Annotated in this window: 20 protein-coding genes and 2 pseudogenes; 19 read left to right on the plus strand and 3 right to left on the minus strand. The window is 43.7% G+C overall.

Annotated features, from left to right (window positions below):
* The 8 genes and pseudogenes from JCM19038_RS05565 to JCM19038_RS05600 all read left to right on the plus strand — a co-directional run bounded on the left by JCM19038_RS05565 (nucleotide 1) and on the right by JCM19038_RS05600 (nucleotide 8,765).
* A complete protein-coding gene (locus JCM19038_RS05565) occupies nucleotides 1–903 on the plus strand; it encodes an aspartate carbamoyltransferase catalytic subunit (protein ID WP_042415479.1) in 903 nt (300 codons plus the stop codon).
* Nucleotides 904–2,045, plus strand: a pseudogene (carA, locus tag JCM19038_RS05570) (glutamine-hydrolyzing carbamoyl-phosphate synthase small subunit).
* Nucleotides 1,988–5,206, plus strand: coding sequence for a carbamoyl-phosphate synthase large subunit (gene carB / locus JCM19038_RS05575; RefSeq protein WP_042415482.1), 3,219 nt, complete (start codon nucleotides 1,988–1,990; stop codon nucleotides 5,204–5,206). The pseudogene carA and the gene carB overlap by 58 nt, the downstream one beginning before the upstream one ends.
* Nucleotides 5,203–5,979 (plus strand): dihydroorotate dehydrogenase electron transfer subunit, encoded by a 777-nt coding sequence (locus tag JCM19038_RS05580; RefSeq protein ID WP_042415485.1) that lies wholly within the window; start codon nucleotides 5,203–5,205, stop codon nucleotides 5,977–5,979. Before carB ends, JCM19038_RS05580 begins: the two co-directional genes overlap by 4 nt.
* A complete protein-coding gene (locus tag JCM19038_RS05585) occupies nucleotides 5,976–6,893 on the plus strand; it encodes a dihydroorotate dehydrogenase (protein ID WP_042415488.1) in 918 nt (305 codons plus the stop codon). Before JCM19038_RS05580 ends, JCM19038_RS05585 begins: the two co-directional genes overlap by 4 nt.
* On the plus strand, nucleotides 6,890–7,615 hold the full coding sequence (gene pyrF, locus JCM19038_RS05590) for an orotidine-5'-phosphate decarboxylase (protein WP_042415491.1): 726 nt from the start codon (nucleotides 6,890–6,892) through the stop codon (nucleotides 7,613–7,615). The genes JCM19038_RS05585 and pyrF overlap by 4 nt, the downstream gene beginning before the upstream one ends.
* Nucleotides 7,612–8,238, plus strand: a complete 627-nt coding sequence (pyrE, locus tag JCM19038_RS05595) for an orotate phosphoribosyltransferase (protein WP_042415494.1) — start codon at nucleotides 7,612–7,614, stop codon at nucleotides 8,236–8,238. The genes pyrF and pyrE overlap by 4 nt, the downstream gene beginning before the upstream one ends.
* Nucleotides 8,239–8,279: 41 nt before the next feature.
* A complete protein-coding gene (locus JCM19038_RS05600; protein WP_238554292.1) occupies nucleotides 8,280–8,765 on the plus strand; it encodes a GNAT family N-acetyltransferase in 486 nt (161 codons plus the stop codon).
* A gap of 46 nt (nucleotides 8,766–8,811) precedes the next feature.
* Here the strand turns inward: JCM19038_RS05600 and JCM19038_RS05605 are convergent, their stop codons facing one another.
* Nucleotides 8,812–9,972 (minus strand): dicarboxylate/amino acid:cation symporter, encoded by a 1,161-nt coding sequence (locus JCM19038_RS05605; protein WP_042415497.1) that lies wholly within the window; start codon nucleotides 9,970–9,972, stop codon nucleotides 8,812–8,814.
* Nucleotides 9,973–9,985: 13 nt separating this feature from the next.
* Complete coding sequence (locus JCM19038_RS05610) at nucleotides 9,986–11,692, minus strand: NFACT family protein (protein WP_042415499.1); 1,707 nt, start codon at nucleotides 11,690–11,692, stop codon at nucleotides 9,986–9,988.
* A gap of 93 nt (nucleotides 11,693–11,785) precedes the next feature.
* On the opposite strand from JCM19038_RS05610, the pseudogene JCM19038_RS05615 reads away from it, so the two are divergent.
* From JCM19038_RS05615 to JCM19038_RS05630, 4 genes and pseudogenes are all read left to right on the plus strand, one after another.
* Nucleotides 11,786–14,478, plus strand: a pseudogene (locus JCM19038_RS05615) (calcium-translocating P-type ATPase, SERCA-type).
* A gap of 196 nt (nucleotides 14,479–14,674) precedes the next feature.
* Nucleotides 14,675–15,475, plus strand: a complete 801-nt coding sequence (locus JCM19038_RS05620; protein WP_052361113.1) for an SDR family NAD(P)-dependent oxidoreductase — start codon at nucleotides 14,675–14,677, stop codon at nucleotides 15,473–15,475.
* A gap of 33 nt (nucleotides 15,476–15,508) precedes the next feature.
* A complete protein-coding gene (locus JCM19038_RS05625; protein ID WP_042415508.1) occupies nucleotides 15,509–16,537 on the plus strand; it encodes an AMP-binding protein in 1,029 nt (342 codons plus the stop codon).
* Between the two features lie 29 nt (nucleotides 16,538–16,566).
* Complete coding sequence (locus tag JCM19038_RS05630) at nucleotides 16,567–16,998, plus strand: hypothetical protein (protein WP_193745053.1); 432 nt, start codon at nucleotides 16,567–16,569, stop codon at nucleotides 16,996–16,998.
* A gap of 46 nt (nucleotides 16,999–17,044) precedes the next feature.
* Here JCM19038_RS05630 and JCM19038_RS05635 read toward each other — a convergent pair whose 3' ends face one another.
* Entirely contained in the window at nucleotides 17,045–17,950 is a 906-nt protein-coding gene (locus tag JCM19038_RS05635) for a VanW family protein (RefSeq protein WP_052361115.1), read from the minus strand.
* 240 nt (nucleotides 17,951–18,190) lie between these two features.
* On the opposite strand from JCM19038_RS05635, the gene JCM19038_RS05640 reads away from it, so the two are divergent.
* The 7 genes from JCM19038_RS05640 (at nucleotide 18,191) to fmt (ending at nucleotide 24,903) form a co-directional block, all read left to right on the plus strand.
* Nucleotides 18,191–19,069, plus strand: coding sequence for a YicC/YloC family endoribonuclease (locus JCM19038_RS05640; protein ID WP_042415513.1), 879 nt, complete (start codon nucleotides 18,191–18,193; stop codon nucleotides 19,067–19,069).
* Nucleotides 19,070–19,097: 28 nt separating this feature from the next.
* Nucleotides 19,098–19,361, plus strand: coding sequence for an extracellular matrix/biofilm regulator RemA (gene remA, locus JCM19038_RS05645; RefSeq protein ID WP_042360218.1), 264 nt, complete (start codon nucleotides 19,098–19,100; stop codon nucleotides 19,359–19,361).
* Nucleotides 19,362–19,380: 19 nt separating this feature from the next.
* Nucleotides 19,381–19,998: a guanylate kinase gene (gmk, locus tag JCM19038_RS05650; RefSeq protein ID WP_081831648.1), complete on the plus strand. Its 618-nt coding sequence runs from the start codon at nucleotides 19,381–19,383 to the stop codon at nucleotides 19,996–19,998.
* Nucleotide 19,999: 1 nt separating this feature from the next.
* The gene (gene rpoZ / locus JCM19038_RS05655; protein WP_042415516.1) at nucleotides 20,000–20,197 is read left to right on the plus strand and encodes a DNA-directed RNA polymerase subunit omega; all 198 of its coding nucleotides are present in this window, start codon (nucleotides 20,000–20,002) and stop codon (nucleotides 20,195–20,197) included.
* A gap of 101 nt (nucleotides 20,198–20,298) precedes the next feature.
* On the plus strand, nucleotides 20,299–21,528 hold the full coding sequence (gene coaBC, locus JCM19038_RS05660; RefSeq protein WP_042415519.1) for a bifunctional phosphopantothenoylcysteine decarboxylase/phosphopantothenate--cysteine ligase CoaBC: 1,230 nt from the start codon (nucleotides 20,299–20,301) through the stop codon (nucleotides 21,526–21,528).
* The gene (gene priA, locus JCM19038_RS05665; protein WP_042415522.1) at nucleotides 21,506–23,896 is read left to right on the plus strand and encodes a primosomal protein N'; all 2,391 of its coding nucleotides are present in this window, start codon (nucleotides 21,506–21,508) and stop codon (nucleotides 23,894–23,896) included. Before coaBC ends, priA begins: the two co-directional genes overlap by 23 nt.
* 56 nt (nucleotides 23,897–23,952) lie before the next feature.
* A complete protein-coding gene (gene fmt / locus JCM19038_RS05670; protein ID WP_042415524.1) occupies nucleotides 23,953–24,903 on the plus strand; it encodes a methionyl-tRNA formyltransferase in 951 nt (316 codons plus the stop codon).
* The last annotated feature ends 54 nt before the right edge of the window (nucleotides 24,904–24,957 follow it).

Consider the following 24,957-nt stretch of genomic DNA (forward strand, 5'->3'; position numbering starts at 1 on the left):
ATGCGTCACTTTACAACGATGGAGCAGTTAGAAAAGCAGGACATTTATGAGTTACTTGAGGAAGCAAAGCGTTGCAAAAAACAAAATGGATTCAAAGCATCATCCGAAGCGTTTATTGCAAATGTGTTTTATGAACCGAGTACTCGAACGAAATTGTCATTTGAAGCTGCTGAAAAACGACTGGGTTATACACCGCTAAATGTCGATTGTGACCACTCAAGCATTCAAAAAGGTGAATCGCTGTACGACACGGTTCGAACGCTTCAAGCTCTTGGAGCAGCGGCTGTTGTTATCAGACACCCTGAAAACAATTATTACAATCAATTACAAGACATATCGATACCAATCATTAATGGAGGCGACGGAAGTGGTCAACACCCGTCGCAATCTCTTCTTGATATGTTCACGATTTACGAAGAGTTTGGTACCTTTCAAGGTGTTCGCGTTGCAATCATCGGAGACGTGTTACACAGCAGAGTTGCTGGTTCGAATATTAGCGCTCTTCAGAAACTCGGTGCAGAAGTGATTGTCGCTGGACCTAGTGAATGGACGAAGCGAGTGGATCAATCACTGAACGTGATGACGGTAGATGAAGCAGTCGCAAACGCCGACGTTGTCATGATGCTTCGAGTTCAACATGAACGTCATGTTGAAACGCTTGATATGAGAAATTATCACGAAGCTTACGGACTAACAGTTGAGCGGGCAGAAACGATGAAAGAAACGAGCATTATCATGCATCCAGGGCCGTTTAATCGAGACGTTGAGATTGCCTCAGAGCTCGTAGAGTGTCATAAATCAAGAATTTTTACGCAAGTGGAAAACGGAGTATTTTGTAGAATGGCAATAATCAATGCAGTGGTACGTGCAAATTTAGTTCAGGAACTTAAAGGAGTGATGTAAATGGTACGCAAATTAATTTTAGAAGATGGGATTGTATTCACGGGCACAGGATTTGGAAGTGACAAAGAACAGAGTGGGGAGATTGTCTTTAATACTGGAATGACTGGTTATCAAGAAATTATGTCAGACCCGTCCTATGCAGGCCAAATCATTACCTTTACGTACCCTTTGATCGGTAACTACGGAGTCAATCGTTCAGACTTTGAAACGCTCGTTCCTGCTGTAAAAGGTGTTGTTGTGAAATCTCGTTCACCTTATCCAAATCACTGGAAGAGTGAAGAATCGTTTGATGAATTACTAACACGCTTTGACATTCCAGGAATTGAAGGAATTGACACTCGTGAATTAACGAAGCGTATTCGTGAAAAAGGAACCGTTCGTGCGATCATTTGCAACGGTGAAGTAAATGAAGAAGACGTCATCAATCGCCTAAAATCAAAAGCGCCCCTTACGAATCAAGTGGAAAGTGTTTCTACTAAAAATACATATACCGTTCCAGGTGGAGGAGGACCAAAGGTTGTCTTAATCGACTACGGAGCGAAACAGAATATTATGAGAGAACTACTAAAGCGCGGTTGTGAAGTAAAAGTCGTTCCGTTTAATGTCTCAGCAGAAGATGTGTTAGCAGAAAATCCTGATGGAGTAATGCTCTCAAACGGACCAGGAGATCCAAGAGATGTCAAAGAGGCCGTTGAAACGGTAAAAGCACTCGTCGGCAAGACGAAGATCTTCGGTATTTGCTCGGGCATCAACTGCTGTGTCTTGCCCTCGGAGCCGAAGCGGAAAAAATGAAGTTCGGACACCGTGGTTCCAATCATCCCGTTAAACATATTCCAACTGGGAAAGTAACGATGACTGCGCAAAATCACGGGTTTGCGATTAAACGAGAGTCACTTGAAAACACACCGCTAATCGTAACGCATGTGGCAGTAAACGATGGTTCTGTAGAAGGCGTAGAACTGAAAGATCAAAGTGCATTTAGTGTGCAATATCATCCAGAAGCAGCACCAGGCCCAATGGACGCAAACGATTTGTTTGATCAATTTATGAACCGAATCTTACAACCAGTAGGAGATGACGAAAAATGCCTAAACGTCAAGATATTCAAAAAGTACTCGTACTCGGATCAGGACCCATCGTAATCGGTCAAGCGGCAGAGTTTGATTATTCAGGGACACAAGCTTGCCAAGCGTTAAAAGAAGAAGGGTACGAGACGGTGCTGATTAACTCAAACCCTGCAACGATTATGACTGATACGAATATGGCAGATAAAGTGTACATTGAGCCGTTGACGTTTGAGTTCGTCTCTCGAATTATTCGCCAAGAGAGACCAGACGGTTTAATTGCGACAATGGGTGGTCAAACAGCTTTAAACTTAGCGATGGAACTAAACAATCACGGTGTTCTAGAACAGTATGGAACAGAATTACTCGGGACAGACCTCGTAGCAATTGAAAAAGCAGAAGATCGTGAAGCATTCCGCTCACTCATGCACGAACTCGGCCAACCAGTTCCTGCAAGTGAGATCGTTCATACCATCGATGACGGGATGGCATTTGCGAAGACCGTTGGCTTGCCGGTTATCGTTCGTCCAGCTTACACACTCGGTGGAACGGGTGGGGGAATTGCGAAGACGTTTGAAGAGCTAGCGGAGACACTTGAGTCAGGCCTCTCCTACAGCCCAGTGAATCAATGCCTCGTTGAACAAAGCATTGCCGGAATGAAAGAAGTCGAATACGAAGTGATGCGTGATGCAAATGACGATGCGATCGTCGTTTGTAACATGGAAAACATTGACCCTGTCGGGGTGCACACGGGAGACTCAATCGTTGTAGCCCCTTCACAAACGTTAAACGATCGTGACTACCAACGACTGCGTGATGCCTCGTTAACGATTATCCGCGCCCTTGGTATTGAAGGGGGTTGCAACGTGCAATTTGCACATGACCCTGATCGTGATGAATACTACGTGATTGAAGTAAATCCTCGAGTGAGTCGTTCTTCCGCGCTTGCATCAAAAGCGACTGGGTATCCAATTGCTAAACTAGCGACAAAAATCGCTGTTGGTTACTATTTGCAAGAGCTTAAAAACCCCGTGACGGAACGAACCTATGCAAGCTTTGAACCAGCATTAGACTATATCGTAACGAAAATCCCTCGTTGGCCATTTGACAAGTTTTCGTCTGCAAACCGTAAGCTCGGTACACAAATGAAAGCGACCGGTGAGATCATGTCAATCGGACGTACGTTTGGGGAATCGCTACTTAAAGGCATTCGCTCCTTAGACATGAAAGAAGATCATCTCTTAGTACCCCGCTACGAACAAAAAAGTGATCAAGAGCTGATCGAGCAATGGGAAGTTGCTGATGATGAAAGGCTTTATGCGGTAGCAGAAGGATTTAGAAGAGGGTATACAATTGCCCAATTGCATAAGCACTCAAAAATCGATGAGTTTTTCCTCATGCACATTGAAGGACTCGTGCAACTCCACAAAGCGATCGAAGCGAAACCGAATGATAAAGAGGTTTTAGCTGTCGCAAAAGAGAATGGCTTCTCAGATAAAGTGATCGCTTCACTTTGGAACGTGTCAGAGATGGACGTTCGAGACGTAAGAAAATCACATCAATTGGCACCAGTTTTCAAAATGGTCGATACGTGCGCCGCAGAATTTGAATCAAAAACGCCGTACTACTACAGTACGTATGAGCGAGAAAATGAATCATTCAAAACCGATCGACCGTCCGTTCTCGTCTTAGGATCAGGTCCAATCCGAATCGGTCAAGGTGTTGAGTTTGACTATGCAACAGTTCACGCAGTTTGGGCGATTCAGCAAGCAGGCTATGAATCGATCATCATTAATAACAATCCTGAGACGGTCTCAACGGATTTCAGTATGTCAGATAAGCTTTACTTTGAACCATTAACGTTTGAGGAAGTAATGAACGTCATTGATTTAGAACAGCCTGAAGGAGTCGTCGTTCAATTCGGAGGTCAAACAGCGATCAACCTTGCGGAGAAACTGGCCAATGCGGGCGTGAAGATTTTAGGAACGTCGCTTGAAGCGATGGACACAGCAGAAGATCGTGATAAATTTGAGCGCGCATTAAAAGCACTTGATGTACCGATGCCACCAGGGAAAACGGCAACGTCAGTGGAAGAGGCAGTCGTTGCTGCGAACACATTAGGCTACCCAGTGCTCGTTCGTCCGTCGTACGTACTTGGGGGTCGGGCGATGGAAATTGTTGAACATGAAAATGAGCTGCGCACGTACATGGAAGAAGCAGTTCACGTGCATAGCGAGCACCCGGTGTTGATCGATCGTTACTTCTACGGAAAAGAAATAGAAGTTGGTGCCATTTCGGATGGTGAACACGTCTTTATACCAGGTATGATGGAGCACATTGAACGTGCAGGTGTTCACTCTGGTGACTCGATTGCAGTTTATCCTCCGCAATCGTTGTCTGCGACAACGAAACAAGAAGTCATTGATCAGACGGTAAAGTTAGCTCGAGGCTTAGACATTGTTGGTCTACTCAACATCCAATTCGTTCTTTATAACGACAAAGTGTATGTCATTGAAGTGAACCCTAGAGCGAGTCGCACAGTTCCGTTCTTAAGTAAGATGACAGGCGTACCGATGGCACAAATTGCAACACACGTCATTTTAGGAAAAACGTTAAAAGAACTCGGTTACGATGAGGTATATCACACTGAGCCGGATCGTGTAGCGGTAAAAGCACCTGTGTTCTCCTTTGCGAAGTTGCGCCGAGTTGACATTCATTTAGGACCTGAAATGAAATCAACAGGTGAGGTGCTCGGTCGCGATTTAACATTAGAAAAAGCGTTATACAAAGGCTTAGTCGCTTCAGGGATGAACATTCCTAGAAAAGGCAACGTCTTGTTCACGATTGCAGATAAAGATAAAGATGAAGCGATCAAATTGGCTCATCGCTTCGACCGACTCGGATTCCAACTGCTCGCAACGAAAGGAACCGCGGACGTTTTACAAAACGAAGGCATCTCCGTACAAAACGTTCATAAGATTGGTGAAGGCAAACAAGACATTTCATCGATCATCCGTGAAGGTGGTGCCCAACTTGTCATCAACACGTTTACAAAAGGCAAGCAACCAGCGAGAGACGGATTTAGAATTCGCCGTGAAGCGGTCGAACATGAAATCATTTGTCTCACATCAATGGATACAGCATTTGCACTTCTCCACGTGCTTGAAATGATGAGCTTTGCGACAGAGCCAGTGCCAAAACTGCAGCAAGCAACATCAAAAGAGGAGGTACACGTATGAAATCAGTTCCTCTAAAGGTCGTAAGAAATCAAGAAATTGCTGAAGAGACGTATGAAATGATCTTAAGTGGTGAACTCGTTCAAGAAATGAATCGCCCTGGGACGTTTCTCCATATTAAAGTTCCTTCTAGCCATCACGTTTTGCGTCGTCCTATCAGCATCGCCTCAGTAAATCAAGAGCTCGGTACGTGCACACTCGTCTACAAATGCACAGGTGAAGGGACGAGGGCGTTAACGAACGTGCGACCGAACGATTGTTTGCAAGTGCTAGGACCGCTTGGGGGGCAAGGGTTTCCAACAGAAGAACCGTCAACCGATCAGGGAGTAACCCTGATCGGTGGCGGTGTCGGAGTACCACCAATGTATTTTGCAGCCCGTAGTCTCTCAGAACGTAACATACCATTTCGAGTCATTCTCGGTTTTCAGAACGAAGCCGCTGTCTTTTATGAAGAGGCGTTTAGGCAGTTACGAGCAACGGACGTGACGATTATGACGGATGACGGAAGTTATGGAGAGAAGGGCACTGTCATTGATGCCTTGCAAAATCTCGAACAACCATCCACTTACATCTATACGTGTGGGCCAAGAGGGATGTTAAAAGCGGTTAAAGCTGCCGCGCATCATGATACAACCGTGTACGTATCATTAGAAGAACATATGGGCTGTGGCATCGGGGCTTGTTTCGCTTGCGTGTGCAAAACTGAAGATGAAACGTCGTATGTCAAGATTTGTACGGACGGTCCTGTATTCCAATCAAACGAGGTGTTACTATGAGCGAACGTTTAGCGGTGAATTTGCCTGGTTTATCGATGAAAAATCCAATCATGCCCGCATCAGGGTGCTTTGGGTTTGGTCGAGAGTTCAGTGAGCTCTATGATTTAAGTTTACTCGGTGCGATTGCGATTAAAGGAACGACTGGTGAACAACGCTTTGGAAACAACACGCCCCGTGTTGCAGAAAGTCCGTCAGGAATGCTCAATAGCATCGGGCTACAAAACCCTGGTGCACAAGCGGTTCGTGACAAAGAACTTCCGTTTCTTGAACAATTTGATGTTCCGATTCTAGCGAATGTATCCGGTTCTTCTCCAGAAGAATACGTAAAGGTTGTCAACACCCTTAATGAGTCCAGTAATGTTGGGGCTTTTGAAGTTAACATCTCGTGCCCGAACGTGAAAACGGGTGGCATACAGTTCGGGACGGATCCTGAACAGGCAGCGATGCTAACGAACTTAATTAAAGAAGCGACAAACAAACCTGTGTACGTGAAGCTATCGCCGAACGTCACGGACATTACGGCAATAGCCAAAGCGGTAGAACATGCAGGAGCAGACGGATTATCACTGATTAATACGCTCATCGGCATGCGCTTTGATTGGCGAACGAAAAAGCCGATTTTAGCAAATGAAAAAGGCGGCTTATCAGGTCCGGCGGTAAAACCGGTTGCACTTCGAATGGTTTACGACGTAAGGCAAGTTACAGACTTACCGATTATTGGTATGGGTGGAATTGAATCAGCGAAAGACGTGATTGAATTTTTGATCGCAGGTGCTGATGCAGTCGCTGTCGGTACCGCGAACTTTACGAATCCGTTTGCTTGTATTGAAATTATTGACGAACTACCAACGTGGTTAGATCAGCTTAATGTAAATCAAGTGTCAGAGTTACAGAGAAGAGGTGTGGTACTGTGACACATGCACCGCTTTTCATAGCCTTGGACATGAATAATGAAAAAACAGCGATGGATTTTTTAGAGAGATTCGAAGATGTAAGACCAGATCTTAAAGTCGGGATGGAATTGTTTTATTCAGCTGGACCAAAGCTCGTACACGATCTTAAAGAACGAGGGCATCATCTGTTTTTGGATGTGAAATGTCATGACATTCCGACAACCGTAGGCAAAACGATGAAGCAACTGGCATCTTTCGGCGTGGATGTGATTACGACTCATGCGATCGGTGGAAAAGAAATGTTAGTAGCAGCAAGGGAAGGCATTGAAGCCGGTACACCAGCAGGCGCAAATCGACCAAAACTCATTGCAGTCACTGCACTGACGAGTACGACAGAACACATGTTAAAACAAGACTTATTAATTCAAGAGAATCTTAAACAGATGGTTCATCACTATACGACTCGAACGGTAGAAGCAGGACTTGATGGAGTCGTTTGTTCTGTCCACGAAGTTGCGATGCTCAGGAAAACTTTCGGGCATGATCTTTATACACTAACACCAGGAATTCGTAATCATGACAGTAATTTGCATGACCAAAAGCGTGCAGCAACAGCTGAAGAAGCAAAAATTTCAGGGAGTAGCGCCATCGTTGTTGGACGTGCCATTACTGAGCATAACGATCCTCGCATAGCTTATGAAGCCATGCTTTCACAATGGAAAGGAATGAGTGTTTCATCATGAATCGTAAACAACAACTTGCAAGTGAGTTATTAGACATTGAAGCCGTTAGTTTAAAACCGAACGACCCCTTTACGTGGTCATCAGGATTACAAGCGCCGATCTATTGTGATAACCGCCTTACGCTATCACACCCGTCACTTCGTAGTGAGATTGCAGAAGGATTTAAGGACGTCATTGCTGAAAACTACGCTGATTGTGATGTGATTGCAGGAACAGCAACAGCTGGAATTCCACACGCAGCAATCGTAAGTGATCGCTTAGAATTGCCGATGATCTACGTACGAGGAAGTGCAAAGAAGCACGGGAAAGGCAATTTAATTGAAGGTAAGCTGTCTAAAGGTGATCGTGTTGTCGTCGTTGAAGATCTTATTTCAACCGGTAAAAGTTCCATTGATGTTGCCAATGCAATTCAAGAAGCTGGTGGCGTCGTTGTTGGTGTCGTAGCGATCTTTTCTTACGGTTTAAAGATTGGTATGAAGAACTTCGCTGAACATAACATCTCGCACAATACGTTAACAGACTTTCAAACATTGATTGAACAAGCGATTAAAAAAGGTGTCATTCAAGGAGAAGAACAAGTACAATTAAAGCAATGGCAAAAAACGCCAGAAAATTGGCGATAGAGACCACAGTTGTGGTTTCTTTTTTGTAGGAGGAGTTATTGTTGAGGATTCGTGACATGGTACAATCAGATTATGAACATATGCAGCCGATCTATCAAGCAGGAATTGACTCTTTGTTAGCAACGTTTGAAACAACGGTGCCTTCTTGGTCCGAATGGGATGAAAAACACCATAACCATAGTCGTTGTGTGGCAGTGACTGACGAACGGGTCGTTGGCTTTGCGGCTCTTGCGCCGGTCTCAAAACGTCACGCATATCGAGGCGTTGCAGAAGTGAGCGTGTATGTAGACGAATCGCAGCACGGCAAAGGAATTGGTAAGACGCTAATCAATGAACTTATAGAACGTTCAGAAGAACATGGGATCTGGACGTTGCAATCAGTCATTCTTAGTGAGAACAAAGCGAGCATACATATTCATGAGCAGTGTGGGTTTCGACATATTGGTGTAAGAGAGAATATCGCCAAGCTTAATGGGGAGTGGCGAAGTACAGTGATGATGGAGCGGAGAAGTTCCGTTATTGCATAAAAAAGCCGTCTACGATCTCAATCGTAGACGGCTTTTGACAGTCTAATTAAGAATGTTTTCCGTTAACAAAGCGATCAACGAGGAGTGCAATCGCACCGTCGCCAGTTACGTTCGTTGCTGTACCGAAGCTGTCTTGTGCCATATAAAGGGCGATCATAATACCGACCGCAGCTTCAGTAAATCCGAGCATCGTCGTGAGTAATCCGAGTGAAGCAATGACCGCACCACCTGGAACACCAGGAGCTGCAATCATAATGACGGCAAGGGCAAAGATGAATGGCAACATCCCTAATACAGTTGGTGTTGCTAAATCGCCGTACATCATCATGACCGTTGTTGCAGCTAATACGATAGTAATGGTACTACCTGCTAAATGGATATTTGCGCCGAGTGGAATGACCGTTTCTGCCATGCTTTCTCGAACACGGTTCTTCTTCGTTGCTTCGACGGTTACTGGAATTGTCGCTGCACTAGACATCGTACCGACCCCTGTAAAGTAGGCTGGTAGCATGTTTTTAAGCGCTGAAAATGGATTTTGACCAGCAACAGACCCGGCAATCGTAAAGGCGCCAATTAAATATAACCAATGCGTAGCAATCGCTAAAACTAACACGAGAGCAAATGACGAAAGTGTTTCCCAAACTGTACCGTCTGCAGCCATTTCAGCAAAGATACTTGCAATGTAAAATGGTAAGAACGGAATAACGACTTTCCAAAGCAACTTTTCAATGATGTTTTTTCCTTCATCGAAAAATGACTTTAATGTCGGTGAATTCGTTCGTGCAATACCAATTCCGAACACAAACGCCATCACAAGTGCGGTAATTACACCGAGTGCAGGATCAATTTCTAATTCAAATAACGGAGTGAAGCCTGCTTCTTCTCCGACCATAGGAACAGATTCAGTAATGAATAATGGTAAGACGACAAGAGCAATAACAAGTGCGAATACACCTGCCAGAACCGAAGAAGTATACGCGATTCCCGTCGTAAGACCAAGGGTTTTGCCAGAACCTGCGCCCATGCTCGCAACGCCACTCGTAATAAAAAATAAAATAACAAAAGGAATGATAAAGCCTAGAAATTGGCCAAAGATCATCTGGAAGGTCACGATCGCATCCATTACCCAAGACGGAAGTGAAACAGCGATAAGACCAACAACAATACCCCCGATAACACCTAGAAGCAGTTTCAAAATTAACTTCAAAGCAAGTTTCCCCCTATTTCTTCAGTTTCCTTACGACGTGTTCTTCTGGTGTGACGAACAATGTTTTTTGTTCGTCATACGTAACAAAACCAGGCTTGGCACCGCTCGGCTTTTTCACATGTCGTATTAATGTATAGTCAACTGGGACACTCCCAGATTCTCGTGCTTTCGAGAAGTAAGCTGCAAGTTGAGCGGCTTCGTGAAGTGTTTCTTCTTGGAAGTTGTCGCTTCGAATGACAACGTGGGAGCCTGGAATGTCTTTCGTGTGCAACCACGTGTCGTTGCGATTTGAAAAACGCATCGTGAGAAATTCGTTTTGTTTATTGTTTTTGCCAACAAAAATTTCGATTCCTTCACTTGATTCATAACGCTCTGGTTTTGGCTTTTGCGGCTTGTTTTTCTTTTTGCCACGATGTTTCTGCTTCAAGTAACCTTCTTCTTCAAGTTCGTCTCGGATGTCTTGGACTTCATGTTGAGAAATGTAATCCATTTGTTGAATTAAGTTGTCAAAGTAAAGAATTTCTTCATCCGTTTGTTTAAGTTGTTCTTTTACCGCGTGTTGGGCACTTTTCGCTTTGTTGTACAACTTAAAGTAATGCTGCGCGTTGTCAGCTGGACTTTTTTCAGGGTTAAGTGCAATCGTTAACGTTTGACCTTCAGGGTCGTAATAATCAACGACTTCCACGTCACGGTCTCCTAGTTTCATAAGATGCATGTGAGCGGTGAGTAACTCCCCGAGCTTTTGATTTTCTAATCCTTTTAATGAAGATTGTTCAGTTTGTTGGAGTTTCTTTTTCTTGCGCTCGTTTTTTTGGCGCTGAGTTTTTAAGAAACGTTCTAAATCGTGCGCTTGCTGCTTTACGCGATCTCGTTCTGCTTTTCCACTATAGAACTGCGCAATCATTTCGTTTGTTGACGTAAACGTCGTCTTCTCTCCGCCAATATGTGAGAGTGGTAAAAGATAGAAGTACTCTTTATTTTGAGGAGACTGATGGATCGTCGGTTGAATCGTGTGTGTCTTGAGCCTTTCCATCATGTCTAAGAAAGATTTCGCAAGGGTTGATCGATCGCCAATGCCTGCTTGCTCAACAATTTCTTTTGCTAAGAGGGGAGACATTCCTGAAAAACGACTAACGAGTTGCTTATCGATTTTGCCACTGTTCCAATCAATTGCCCGGTAGACATCATCAGTCATTGCAGACAAAGGATTTTGCTTTTCTTGTTGTGGAGGGCTCGTATACGTTTGACCTGGTAAAAGCGTTCGGTGACGGTTTACTGCTGGAGAAATATGTTTAATCGCATCAATGATATTACCATTCGCTGCAACTAAGACTAAGTTGCTATGCTTACCCATAATCTCAGCAATGAGTTTCTTCTCTTCACGATCGCCAATCTCATCAGTTGATTCAATAGTAAATGTTGCCACTCGTTCTAGATCCGTTTGTTCAATCCGTTTAATGAATCCACCTTCAAGATGCTTTCTTAGCATTCGGCAAAACATTGGTGGTTCTTGATGATCGCCCGCAGGACTCGTGCTTTCATGCATGCGAGCAAAGCTTGGGTGAATGGAAAGAAGTACGGTTATATTTTGACGTTGATTTCGAATCGTCATATAAATATCGGTTGCGCTCGGTTGTTTGATTTTCGTAATTCTGCCACCAACAAGTTTTTCTTGCCACTCGTTTAGGACAGAACGAAGTACAAATCCATCGTAAGACATAATTTCACCCTTTCTAACCTCAACAGTATAGCATGTTTTCTAGACTCACTGAATAGGATGGATTGAGAAGTCCAAGCTGTGGGGTGGGAAGAGATGAAATGGCATCAAATCGATCCGCTTACGGTCTATAAGAAGTTAAACACGGAAGTAACGACCGGTTTGTCGGAAAAAGAAGCAGAAGAACGACTACACATCCATGGTCAGAATAAACTACAAGAAGAAAAAGCAACTCCATGGCCGATTTTGTTCTTAGAACAGTTTAAAGATTTTATGGTTATTATTTTGCTTGTCGCAACGTTCGTATCAGGCTTACTGGGCGAATACATTGATGCCCTCGTCATCATGGGGATCGTTCTCGTCAACGCCATTCTCGGTTTTGTACAAGAGAGAAAGGCTGAACGATCGTTAAAAGCGTTAAAAGAATTATCTGCTCCAGAAATTACCGTATTTAGAGATGGGAAATGGACGAACATTGCTTCTCAATATGCCGTCCCCGGAGATATCGTACAACTAGAAAACGGAGATCGTATTAGTGCAGATATCCGCTTAATCGAGACGATGAGACTTGCTATTGAAGAATCATCGTTAACGGGTGAATCTGTCGCTTCTGAGAAAAATGAGCACATTGTTTCAAACAGTGAGGCAGCTCTTGCAGACCAACACAATATGGCATTTGCCGGCACGATGGTGACGAGAGGACGCGGGAAAGGTGTCATCGTTCATACAGGAATGAAAACGGAGATGGGGAAAATTGCGCATTTGTTGCAATCCACTGAAAGTGTCTCCACTCCGCTACAGCGTCGTCTAGAGCAGTTAGGTAAAATCCTCATTGTCGGTGCGATTTTCTTAACAATTCTAGTCGTTCTACTCGGTATTATGCAAGGACAACCTGCATATGAAATGTTCTTAGCAGGTGTATCGCTTGCGGTAGCTGCAATTCCTGAAGGGCTACCAGCGATTGTGACTGTTGCATTAGCGCTCGGTGTACAGCGAATGATCCGTCATAAGGCGATCGTAAGACGTTTGCCAGCAGTCGAAACACTCGGTTGTGCTTCCGTCATCTGTTCGGATAAAACGGGAACGTTAACGAAAAATGATATGACAGTAACAGAACTTTGGACATTCTCACAGCATGTACAAGTTGAAGGCGAAGGGGTCGAAGGCAAGTTCTTAAGTAACCAAAAGCCAACTAAGGTTCAAAAGGACAGTGAAGATTTACTCACCTATGGACTGCTGTGTAACAATGCAGAACTACAACTTGAGACGAGTGACCGCAAGCAACATGTGAAATCTTCAGATCAGTTTACCGTAAGTGGGGAACCAACAGAAGTAGCACTAGCCGTTTCAGCAGCAAGGCACAACGTCTATCAACAGCAATTAACGAATGAGTGGATTCGACTTGATGAGATTCCTTTTGATTCAAATCGTAAACGCATGACCGTTATCGTTCGAAATCGCGAAGGACAAAAGTTTGTCATTACAAAAGGTGCACCAGACGTCTTAATCTCTCGGTGTACGAGTGTACAAGTAAGCGGTGAAGTGAAGTCACTTTCAATGACGATGCGCTCCAAATGGGACCAAACGGTAAGTCGTATGGCAAAAAAAGCATTGCGGACGATCGCAGTAGCCGTTCGACCATTACCTGAAGGGGCGACCGTAGGTGTAGACATTGAACAAGACATGACGTTAATCGGTTTACAAGCGATGATGGACCCGCCAAGACCTGATGTGAAAGATGCCATTAAAGAATGCCGTGAAGCTGGCATTAAGACCGTTATGATTACCGGTGACCATGTGGACACAGCAAAAGCAGTTGCACAGAGTCTAGATATGCTTCCAGAACACGGCTCTGTTATGACTGGCAGCCAGCTAGATCAGTTAAACGATGGTGAACTAAACAAACACGTCGGCAAAACGTACGTATTTGCTCGTGTCACACCTGAACATAAGCTTCGCATCGTACAAGCGATGCAACAAAACGGGCACGTCGTTGCGATGACAGGTGATGGTGTAAATGATGCACCGGCATTAAAAGCGGCAGATATTGGCGTTGCGATGGGTAAGACGGGAACGGACGTAGCTAAAGAGGCTGCTGCACTCGTTCTAGCGGATGACCACTTTTCAACGATCAAAGCTGCCATTGCAGAAGGCCGTACGATTTATGATAATATTCGGAAGTTTATTCGTTATATGCTTGCTTCAAACGTCGGGGAAATTCTAGTCATGTTGTTTGCACTTTTACTCGGTTTACCGTTGCCACTCGTTGCGATTCAAATTTTATGGATTAACCTCGTTACGGATGGCCTACCAGCGATGGCACTCGGAGTTGACCGAGCTGAAAATGATGTGATGAAACGGGCGCCAAGCATCCGAGAGAAGGAATTTTCGCAAGAGGTCTCGGAGTTAAAATTATTACACGAGGCTTTCTAATCGGAGCGGTTACCCTCATCGGCTTTGTCGTCACATTGTATGGAACTACCGGTATTCCAGATTTAACGAAGGCGCAGACAGTAGCCTTTACTACGCTCGTTGTCGCACAATTGATTCATGTGTTTGATTGTCGTAGCGAATACTCGGTGTTCCACAGAAATCCGTTTAGTAACAAAGCGCTCGTCGTTGCCGTCGTTCTTTCATTCGTCATGATGTTAGCCGTGATTTACGTACCATTCTTACAACCAATTTTCTATACAACAGCACTTAGCTTAAACGAATGGTTCCTCATTGTCGGTCTCGCAGCCATTCCAACCGTTGCATTAAGTTGGTCTGGTCTTAAAAAAGGAGAATAGCATGAAGCGTTGCTCTAAAAGGTCGGCTTAAGATCTTTTAGGGCAATTTTTTTGTTATGAAATCACAAAAGTGGGTCATATGAACAGACGTCGTTTTCATAAAACAACGATGAAAAGAACGTTCAATTTACAGTAAAATAATTATGTAAACTAACAATATTCACATTATATGGTAAACTGGATCCGGGTGATTAACATGAACCAACTGGTAGAAGCATTTCTCTTTCCGAAAACCTCTCTTAACGAAAGACAAATAGCAAAAGCATTCAACAAGAAAACCGTTCTCATTACAGGTGCAAGCTCCGGTATTGGTAAAGAGATGGCATTCCTATTTGCTAATGCGACGTGCCATCTTCTCTTAGTAGCAAGAGACCATGAACGATTGGACGAGGTAAAACGAGTGGTTGAACAAAAACAAAACGCTACTGTGTCCATTTATGCACTCGATTTACGTGATGAATCAGCACGCGAGCACTTTTTACATACGATTCAAAAAGAGACGGACGGTATTGATGTATTGCTATCAAATGCTGGATTGTCAATTCGACGGTCGATCTATGAATCATTGAATCGCTTCCATGATGTAAAGCGAACGCTGAACATTAACTATGAAGCACCTGCTGCAATTGTTATGTCGATGCTGCCGCTACTAGAGAAACGTGGTGGCCAGATCGTGAATGTGTCTACGATTAATTGCCAATTACCTCCGATGTCTCACTTTGCCGCTTACCAAGCATCAAAAAGTGCGTTTGATACGTGGCTTCGCTCGGTCACACCAGAAGTAAAGAAGCGTGGAATGAACGTAACGAGCATCTATTTGCCGCTCGTTCGAACGCCGATGATTGCCCCTACAAAACGCTACGAGAAAATGCCTGCAATGTCGCCAGAACAAGCGGCAATAAAAATTATTGATGCGACGATTAAACAGAAAAAACGTTATGAGCCGTGGTGGCTTACATTTGCGAAGCTTTATAGTTCAAGAAAAGTGAGTTTATAAAGTGATCGAGTTGTAAAAGGGGAGTAGCAACCATTGATTCAATTATTGAAAGCACTACATAACATTCGTTTACTACATCCAAAAGCACTAGCTACGCTCTTGTACTCCTGTGTACGTCGAGGCGTTAACGTTATGGCGTTGTTAGAATTTGCAAAACGAACGTATCGACACGCTCCGATGGTTAGAAGTGATGGCGTTGTGTGGAGTTTCGAAGATTTGTATGAGAAAGTACTCATCACTGCTCGTAAACTGAGCAACCATGAAGTTGACATAAAATCAGGAGATCGGGTGGCTCTCGTCGTAACGAACAATACGTCTTTTACGACGTTGCTATTTGCTTGTACGTCGATAGGAGCTGATGTGTTTTTGATGAACCCGTCGTTGTCTACGAAGCAGCTTCATGCTTTTTGCACGGAAAATAACATAAAAGCCGTCATTCACGACAGTACATACTCATCTACGGACAACGTGGCAGCACTTACTGTCCAAGAGATTGAGCAAATAAAAGCAGCTAAGAAACGTCCTGGTAGGGCACGGGTTAATCGTGTGATTATTCCTTCAGGAGGATCCACAGGCAAAGCAAAAGCGATCGCGCACAAACCTTCATTGACGAATTATTTGGCTCCTTTTCGTGCATGTATAACGACCCTAAACATGAAGCATCATCAACACGTTTACATCGCAACACCGATGTACCATGGCTACGGGTTTGCGGTTTTTTTATTGTGTGTTGCTGCAGGGAAAGAAGTAATTGTTGATGAACGGTTTAACGCAAACCTCGTGATGAAGCGAATGACAGATCACAACGTTCATCTCTTAATTGTGACACCGACGATGCTACACGATCTTGTCCAAGTCAAAGCAGCAAAAAAGCTAACGATTCAGTGCATCGCTTCAGGTGGCGCGCCGTTAAATGAACCACTGATTCAGCGTGCTACCGTGTTGTTTGGCCCCGTTGTGCACAATTTATTCGGTACGACAGAAACAGGGTTAAATTTCATCGCAACTCCAAACGATTTACGACAGGACCCAAGAGCGTTAGGCAAACCAATTAAAGGATGAAAGCAAGAGTTGTAGACACAAGAGGCAAGGTGGCGAACAGTCAAGAGGCTGGGTCATTGCAAATCCTAACGAAGAGCGGTATGGAAAAGGTGAAACAAAGCTGGTATTCAACTGGAGATCTTGTAGTGAAAGACGAAAAAGGACGTTATTATAGCCGAGGAAGAGAAGATGAACAAATCATATCGGGAGGAATTAGCGTCTATCCAATTGAATTAGAACAACTGTTACATGAACATGAACAAGTTGAACGAGTGGCTGTTGTCGGTATCCCTGATGAGCGTTTTGGTGAGCGTCTACATGCCTTTATCGAGCCTAAAGTTAGCGCGTTAACAGAAGAAGAGTTGCGACGTTGGTTAAAAGAACAAGCAAGACGAGAATTAATGCCAAAAAAAATAACCTTTCGTTCAAAGCTTCCGTACGAACGAACTGGAAAAGTAAACAAAAAGAATTTACGTGATTGAACAAAGAAAGCGAGATTCCTGAGAATCTCGCTTTCTTAACCTCACCTTAAATGCTTTCGGCAGCCGTAACTTCAAACGTGACTTGCCCGCTAGATGCATCAACAGAACCAGTAATCATAACAGGGAAGTCGTGACCGTTTTCAAACTTAAAGTCTGCCCATCCCCAACTTACCATTGCATCGTCACCTTCTGGGACATAACTGATCGGCAATGAATGGTGATGACGTTCAACAATGTCCAGTCCTGCACGTTCTACAGCATTGTAAAGGGTTGTGGACGTTTGGCAAATACCACCACCCATACCATTGGTAAACTCCCCATCGACGATTACATTGGCTTCTTGATAGCCTCGTTCTGCAGTCGCAGGTCCGACGACTTCATGGAACGAAAAGCGGTCGCCAGGACCTAGAACAGAGCGGTGGATACTTTCGGTTGATAAACGAATGTTCTCAACTCTTCCCGTTGTGCTCGCATCAAAAGACGTTGAAAATGAACCAATAGTCTCATCGGAGATAGCTTGTAGATCATCGTCAGTAACGTTAGGAGACGTTACTTCGATCGGTAGTTTAATAGAATCATGATAATACGAATGATTCAATATATTCTCAACAAGAGCATTTTCGTCTAAGATCACTTGGTCTTGGCCACCTTCGACTTGACCGTCGATGTTCTTAGGGGTTTTCATTGATTGATCATAACCGTTCTCGCCACGGGCAAGTTCTTTTGCAAAAGAGCGTAGCTCATCTTCTTGCAATTCATCTCGCGTAAATTCTACATGAAAATCTTCATCATTTTCGTCATAAACACTCACTTTATGAGTTGGAGTTTCACGTAATTCGTGAAGAGATTTTTCTCCAAATACAGGAGCGCTTGCCATCACTTCTTCATCAGCACCACAAGCACTACTTAGTACGAATAGTCCTACAATAGGCAATAAACGTAACGGTTTCATACAATTCCCCTCCATAAAACTTGGTCGTAGTATAGACGTTTCAAATTGGGAAAAGTTTCACATCTTTTCTACTTATAATGTACCATAAATTCCCACCTTGTAATATATGTAATAGTAAAAAACGACAACGAAAATCCGACTTCTTTTCAGCAAATTTCGCGGTTCTCTTTTGAAAGACAACGGTGAACTACTTGTTGTCTAAAGCAAAAACGTATAAAATAAAATGATGGAGTGAATCGAATGGTAAATAGTATGACTGGTTTTGGACGAGCAGAACTGACATTTATAGGTGGAAAGTTACTCGTCGAAATGCGTACCGTAAATCATCGTTTTTTAGATGTTCATATGCAGTTGCCTACTTCACTAAGACACATAGAACAAGACCTTCTAAAGCTTATAAAGTCTCGGGTAAACCGAGGGAAGTTTGATCTGAAAGTTGAGATTGAAGAGAATCGAGGTCGTCTAAAAAAACTCCAAGTGAATGAAACATTGTATGATGATTACATCAAAACAATGCGTAGATTTATGAAAACGGAGAATGTTGAACAGAAGATTTCACTCGATTCAAGCTTAATTGATTTAGGGATCATTGAAGTCGTTGATGATGAGTCGACGACAAACGGTTTGGAGGAACTTGTTCTAAACACATCGAAGGACGCTCTCGTTCAGCTATTAAGCATGAGAGAAACAGAAGGAGAGTATTTGTACGGTGATGTTTATGAGCGATTGCTCGAGCTCGAACAGATGGAGCTTAAGATAAAAGGGTATGTACCTGAAGTAGAAACGATGTATCGTGAACGCTTAGAGTCAAAGCTAAGTGAGTCGTATAGATCATTAAATGAACACGATGAGCGGTTGCATCAGGAAATTGCCTTTTTACTTGATAAGAGTGATATTACAGAAGAATTAACGAGACTACATTCGCACCGATTGCAGTTTTTACAAACGCTTACTGAACAACCCCCGATGGGTCGTAAGCTGGAGTTTATTCTTCAAGAAATGAATCGTGAAATAAATACAATTGGCTCTAAAGCCAACCATGCAGAAATCTCCAAAAGTGTCGTTTCGTTCAAAGCTGAGCTTGAAAAGTTACGCGAACAAGCGCAAAATATCGAATAAACGACGTGCAGAAAAGGAGGGTAACATAATGAACGTGAAACTCATTAATATCGGTTTTGGAAATATGGTTTCAGCAAATCGAATTATTACCATTGTAAGTCCTGAATCTGCACCGATTAAACGAATTATTCAAGAAGGTCGCGATCGTAACATGCTGATCGATGCTACATATGGAAGAAGAACGCGAGCGGTTATTATTTCAGATAGTGACCATGTTATACTGTCAGCGGTCCAACCAGAGACCGTTGCTCAACGATTGCATTCAAAAGACGAAGGCGAAGAAGAATCATAAGTGTAGGAGTGAACCGATGTTGAAAAAGGACAAAGGGTTATTAATTGTTTTATCAGGGCCTGCAGGAGTTGGGAAAGGTACAGTTTGTAACGCATTAAGAGGCGTGAATGATCGAATTTCTTACTCCGTGTCTGCAACGACCCGCTCTCCTAGAGAAGGTGAGCAAGAAGGCGTCAATTATTTCTATAAGACAAAAGAAGTCTTTGAAGAAATGATCGCAAATGATGAGCTTTTAGAATGGGCAAAGTATGTTGATAATTATTATGGAACACCACTACACTATGTAAAAGAACAGCTCCGTGAAGGACAAGATATTATTTTGGAGATTGAAGTTCAAGGTGCTGCCAAAGTAAAAGAGAAATACCCAGATGGTGTTTTTATATTCCTAGCTCCGCCAAACTTAGATGAGCTTAGAAAACGAATTGAAGGGCGAGGAACGGAAGATTCTGATCTAATTAACCAACGCATGAATGTTGCGAAAGCTGAAATTGAAATGATGGCGCAATACGATTATGTTGTTGAAAATGATCAGGTCGACAATGCTGTAAGTAAAGTTCAAACGATCATTGATGCAGAGCATCTCCGTCAAGAGCGTGTGATCGATTATTATCGTAATTTAGTAGAGGGAAGTGAATAAGATGTTATACCCATCGATTGATTCATTGTTAAAGAAGATTGATAGTAAGTATTCACTCGTTACAATTTCAGCGCAACGCGCACGTGCACTTCAAGAGCAAGAAGACAGAACTTCTGGAGTGAACAAGCCAGTATCAAAAAAGAATGTCGGTGTTGCACTTGAAGAAATTCAAGAAGGCTACTTAAACATCAAAGCGTAACGGTTAAAGAGGCTGTCTATTTACAGGCAGTCTTTTTTTATTTACATAGGAATTTGCTATAATAAATAGCAAAAAGAACAGTGCGGAAGGGTGTAGGACGTATGGACGGTAAGAAAATCGTGCTCGGTGTAACCGGAGGAGTTGCAGCTTTTAAAGCAGCCGCCCTTGCTTCGAAATTGAAACAAGCTGGAGCGAGTGTAAAGACGATCATGACAGAAAGTAGCAAAGAATTTGTTACACCACTAACGTTTCAAGCGCTCACGAGGGACCGGGTTTATGACAATACGTTTGTAGAAGAAGATGTCTCAAAGATTGCTCATATCGACGTTGCTGATTGGGCAGATGCGTTTGTGATCGTGCCTGCGACCGCAAATTTCATTGGGAAATATGCAAATGGGATTGCAGATGACATGTTAACGTCCACGTTGCTTGCGACAAAAGCTCCTGTATACGTTGCACCGGCAATGAATGTGAACATGTATGACCATCCAGCCGTGATCCAAAACCTCGAAACATTGATGAACCGCGGTGTGACATTTATTGAACCAGGTGCGGGCTACTTAGCGTGTGGGTGGATTGGCAAGGGACGATTAGCCGAGCCAGAAGATATCCTGAATTTTTTACACGGCGAATTCAGTGAACAAAAAGAAAAGACACTAAAGGGTAAAAACGTCCTCATAACCGCTGGTCCAACAAGAGAAGTCATTGACCCTGTACGGTTTCTGAGCAATCGTTCGACAGGGAAGATGGGTTATGCAATTGCCAAAGCAGCTATTGATTTAGGAGCGAAGGTGACACTCGTTAGTGGACCTGTGCACTTGGAGGCGCCGCAAGGCGTCACGCTCATTTCGGTAACGAGCGCAGAGGAGATGTATGAACAAGTGATGAAGCACTTTGATGATGCAGACTTTGTCATTAAAACCGCTGCAGTTTCTGATTATCGACCAACAAAGGTAGAAGCGCATAAAGTGAAGAAACAAGCAGGCAACCTGACGATTGAAATGGAGCGGACGAAAGACATTCTTCGGACACTCGGAGAAAATAAACATCATCAAGTGCTTGTAGGTTTTGCGGCAGAAACGCAAGATGTAGAAACGTACGCAAAAGAAAAGCTTGAAAGAAAACGACTGGACTTAATTGTAGCGAATGATGTTTCGGACCGCTCAATTGGTTTTGAAAGTGATGAAAACCGTGTGTTATTGATTGATCGTGAAGGTGGCGTAAACCGAGTTGATCAACAGAAGAAAGAAACGTTAGCATATACGATTTTAGAAAACGCATCGAAGCTTTTACGTGAGGAGAATCACCGTGTACGCGAAAGTCATCGTTGATGTCGCTGCGGGAGGTGTCGATCGACCGTTTGACTATCGTTTAAAAGACGCTCATCTTGGCGTAGCAGCACCGGGGATGCGTGTGCTCGTCCCGTTCGGGAAACGTAAACTAACAGGAATTATCGTTGAATTATCCGACACAGCATCCGTGAAAAACGTCAAGTCTATTAGTGAACTGTTAGACGTCACACCAGTTCTTAGTCCAGAACTTCTAGATTTAGGGAGTTGGCTTGCTAAAGAAACGACGTGTTTCCAAATCACAGCACTGTTTGCAATGATTCCTGCGGCGATGAGAGCAAAAGCACAAAAATTTCTCGTTTTAAACGAGAAAGCAAATCACGTTGACGTTTCTGTTCAAGCGCTGTTCGGCCAACGAATCAAAATTCCATTCAAAGAAATTCCGGAGGATAAAACGATTTTAAAGGCCGTTTCTAGAGGGATTCAGGAAAATGTTCTGTCAGTGTATTATGAGCTAAAAGACGGTGCAAAGCATAAGGAGCAAAAGGCAGTAACAACGTTACAAAGCGCGCAACAACCGAAAACGACGAAACAACAAGAGACACTAGCGACGATTGAGCGAGTAGCAGATTCTGGCGCTGTTCCAGTCGCCACACTTATTAATGATCATGGACTCAGTCGCTCAACGATTCAAACGCTCATCAAAAATGAATTTCTTGAGGAGCATCAAATCGTTATTGAACGCAATCCCTATGAACGCCAAGCTGGCGATGGGCGGGAAGCGAAGCGAACGCTCACCCATGATCAACACGTTGCGTATGAATCAATTCGTGACGCAGTTGAAGAACGATCATCGAAACCGATGCTGTTGCATGGAATTACCGGTAGCGGTAAGACGGAAGTGTATTTGCAAGCGATTGAACAAGTGCTAAAAGAAGGACGAGAAGCGATTGTGCTCGTCCCCGAGATTTCACTAACGCCACAAATGGTTGAACGGTTTAAGCGGCGATTCGGAGACCACGTTGCCGTGATGCATAGTGCGCTCTCAAGCGGAGAGCGGTATGACGAGTGGATGAAGATTCACCGTAACGAAGTGCAAGTCGTTGTTGGAGCACGGTCTGCCGTGTTTGCGCCCTTTAACAACATTGGTTTAATCATTATTGATGAAGAGCATGAAAGTAGTTACAAACAAGAAGATTATCCCCGTTATCATGCTCGAGAAGTGGCCATTTATCGTAGCCAAACGCACGAGTGTCCTGTCGTTCTCGGTAGTGCAACACCTTCTATGGAAAGCTTCGCTAGAGCAAAAAAAGACGTCTATACGTTACTTTCATTGCCAGAGCGTGTAAATAAAAAACCGCTTCCTGCCATTGAACTAATTGATATGAGAGACGAGCTTCGTGGTGGCAATCGGTCGGTATTTTCTAGTCAGTTGCTAGATAAAGTGAAAGACCGGTTAGCGAAAGAAGAGCAGATTGTCTTGTTTTTGAACCGGCGTGGGTTCTCGACGTTTGTGATGTGTAGAAGTTGTGGGTACGTTGGAGATTGCCCGCACTGTGAAATCTCCCTTACGTATCATCAACGGGGTAACCAGTTGAAGTGTCATTATTGTGGACATGAAGAGACGATGTATGAGGAGTGTCCAGCGTGTGAAAGTGAGCACATTCGCTTCTTTGGAACAGGAACGCAAAAAGTCGAAGAGGAATTGCAAAAGCTATTACCAGAAGCGCGAATCATACGAATGGACAACGATACGACACGTAAGAAAGGTTCGCATGAAGCACTGTTAAAGCGATTTGGTAATCACGAGGCAGATATTCTACTCGGTACGCAGATGATTGCCAAAGGCTTGGATTTCCCAAAAATTACATTGGCAGGCGTCTTAACTGCGGATACGCTCTTGAACTTACCAGATTTCAGAGCACCTGAACGAACGTTTCAGTTGTTAACGCAACTCGGTGGCCGAGCGGGGCGAGACAAGCGTGAAGGAGAAGTCGTCATCCAAACGTACACCCCAGAACATTATGCGATCCAGCACGCAAAAAGCCATGATTTTGAAGGTTTTTTTGCGTATGAGATGCAACAAAGGCGACAAGCAGGGTACCCGCCGTATTATTTCATCTGTTTAATTACATTTTCGCATGAAGAATTGCTCACGGCGATGAAAGCTGCTGAACGAGCGACTCGTTTTCTAAAGGAGCGTCTAAGTGATCAATCGGTCATCTTAGGGCCGACTCCGTCACCAATTAGTCGGATCAATGATAGATATCGGACGCAATGCATGATAAAATACAAACGAGAACCTAATTTTTCGGAGATTCTCAGCGAACTATTTACTCATTACCAACAAGAAGTGCACAAAGATAGTCGTTTTATGGCCATTGATCGCCATCCAAACATATTCATGTAGCCCCCACAACGTTGGGGGTTTTTGCACGACAGTAAGGTTTGAAAGGATAGATAAGTATGAAAATCGTTTTTATGGGAACACCTGATTTTGCTGTACCTGTGCTTTCTATGCTCGTTGAAGAAGGTCATAATGTCATCCGTGTCGTCACTCAACCCGATCGTCCGAAGGGACGCAAAAGAGAGCTCATTAAAACGCCTGTGAAAGTTGAAGCTGAGCAACATGACATCCCGGTGTTTCAACCAGAGAAACTTCGTGATAAAGAAGCGGTAGAACAAGCCATCGAAGGAAATCCTGATTTGATTGTAACTGCTGCTTACGGTCAACTTTTGCCAGAGTCGATTTTAACAGCTCCAAAATACGGTGCGGTGAACGTTCACGCTTCACTGTTGCCGGCTTATCGTGGAGGCGCTCCGATCCATCAGTCCATCATCGATGGACAAAAAGAAACTGGCGTGACCATCATGTATATGGTGAAGCGATTGGATGCAGGAGATATGCTTCTTCAAGAAGCCATCAACATTGAAGAAGACGATACAGTTGGAACGATGCATGACAAGCTAAGTGCGCTCGGTGCGAAGCTCTTAAAAGAAACGTTGCCACATCTTGAAAATGGAACGGTTCAACCGGTACAACAAGATGAAGAAAAGGTAACGTATGCACCGAACATCGCTCGTGGTGCAGAACGTATTGATTGGACGAAATCTGCCCAAGCTGTTCATAACCAAATTCGTGGTATGAACCCATGGCCGGTTGCTTTTACGACGTGGAATGGTCAGTCGCTTAAATTATGGAAGTCTGAGCTTAGTGATCACAACTTTGATGCAAATCCTGGAACGGTTGTGGAACGTGAGCAAGATTCATTTACCGTTGTGGCGGGAGACCATCAAGGGGTAAAGTTACTTCTCGTCCAACCAGCAGGCAAAAAAGCCATGGAAGCCTCTGATTTTCTTAGAGGAAAAGGCCAATCCTTAAACGTTGGAGATGTACTCAAAGATGACAAAGAATGAAAACCCACGTTACGTGGCAGCAAAAACGCTCCAAGCCGTGTTCTTCAAAGGGGC

Source organism: Geomicrobium sp. JCM 19038 (genome assembly GCF_000698125.1).
GTDB lineage: Bacteria > Bacillota > Bacilli > Bacillales > Marinococcaceae > Geomicrobium_A.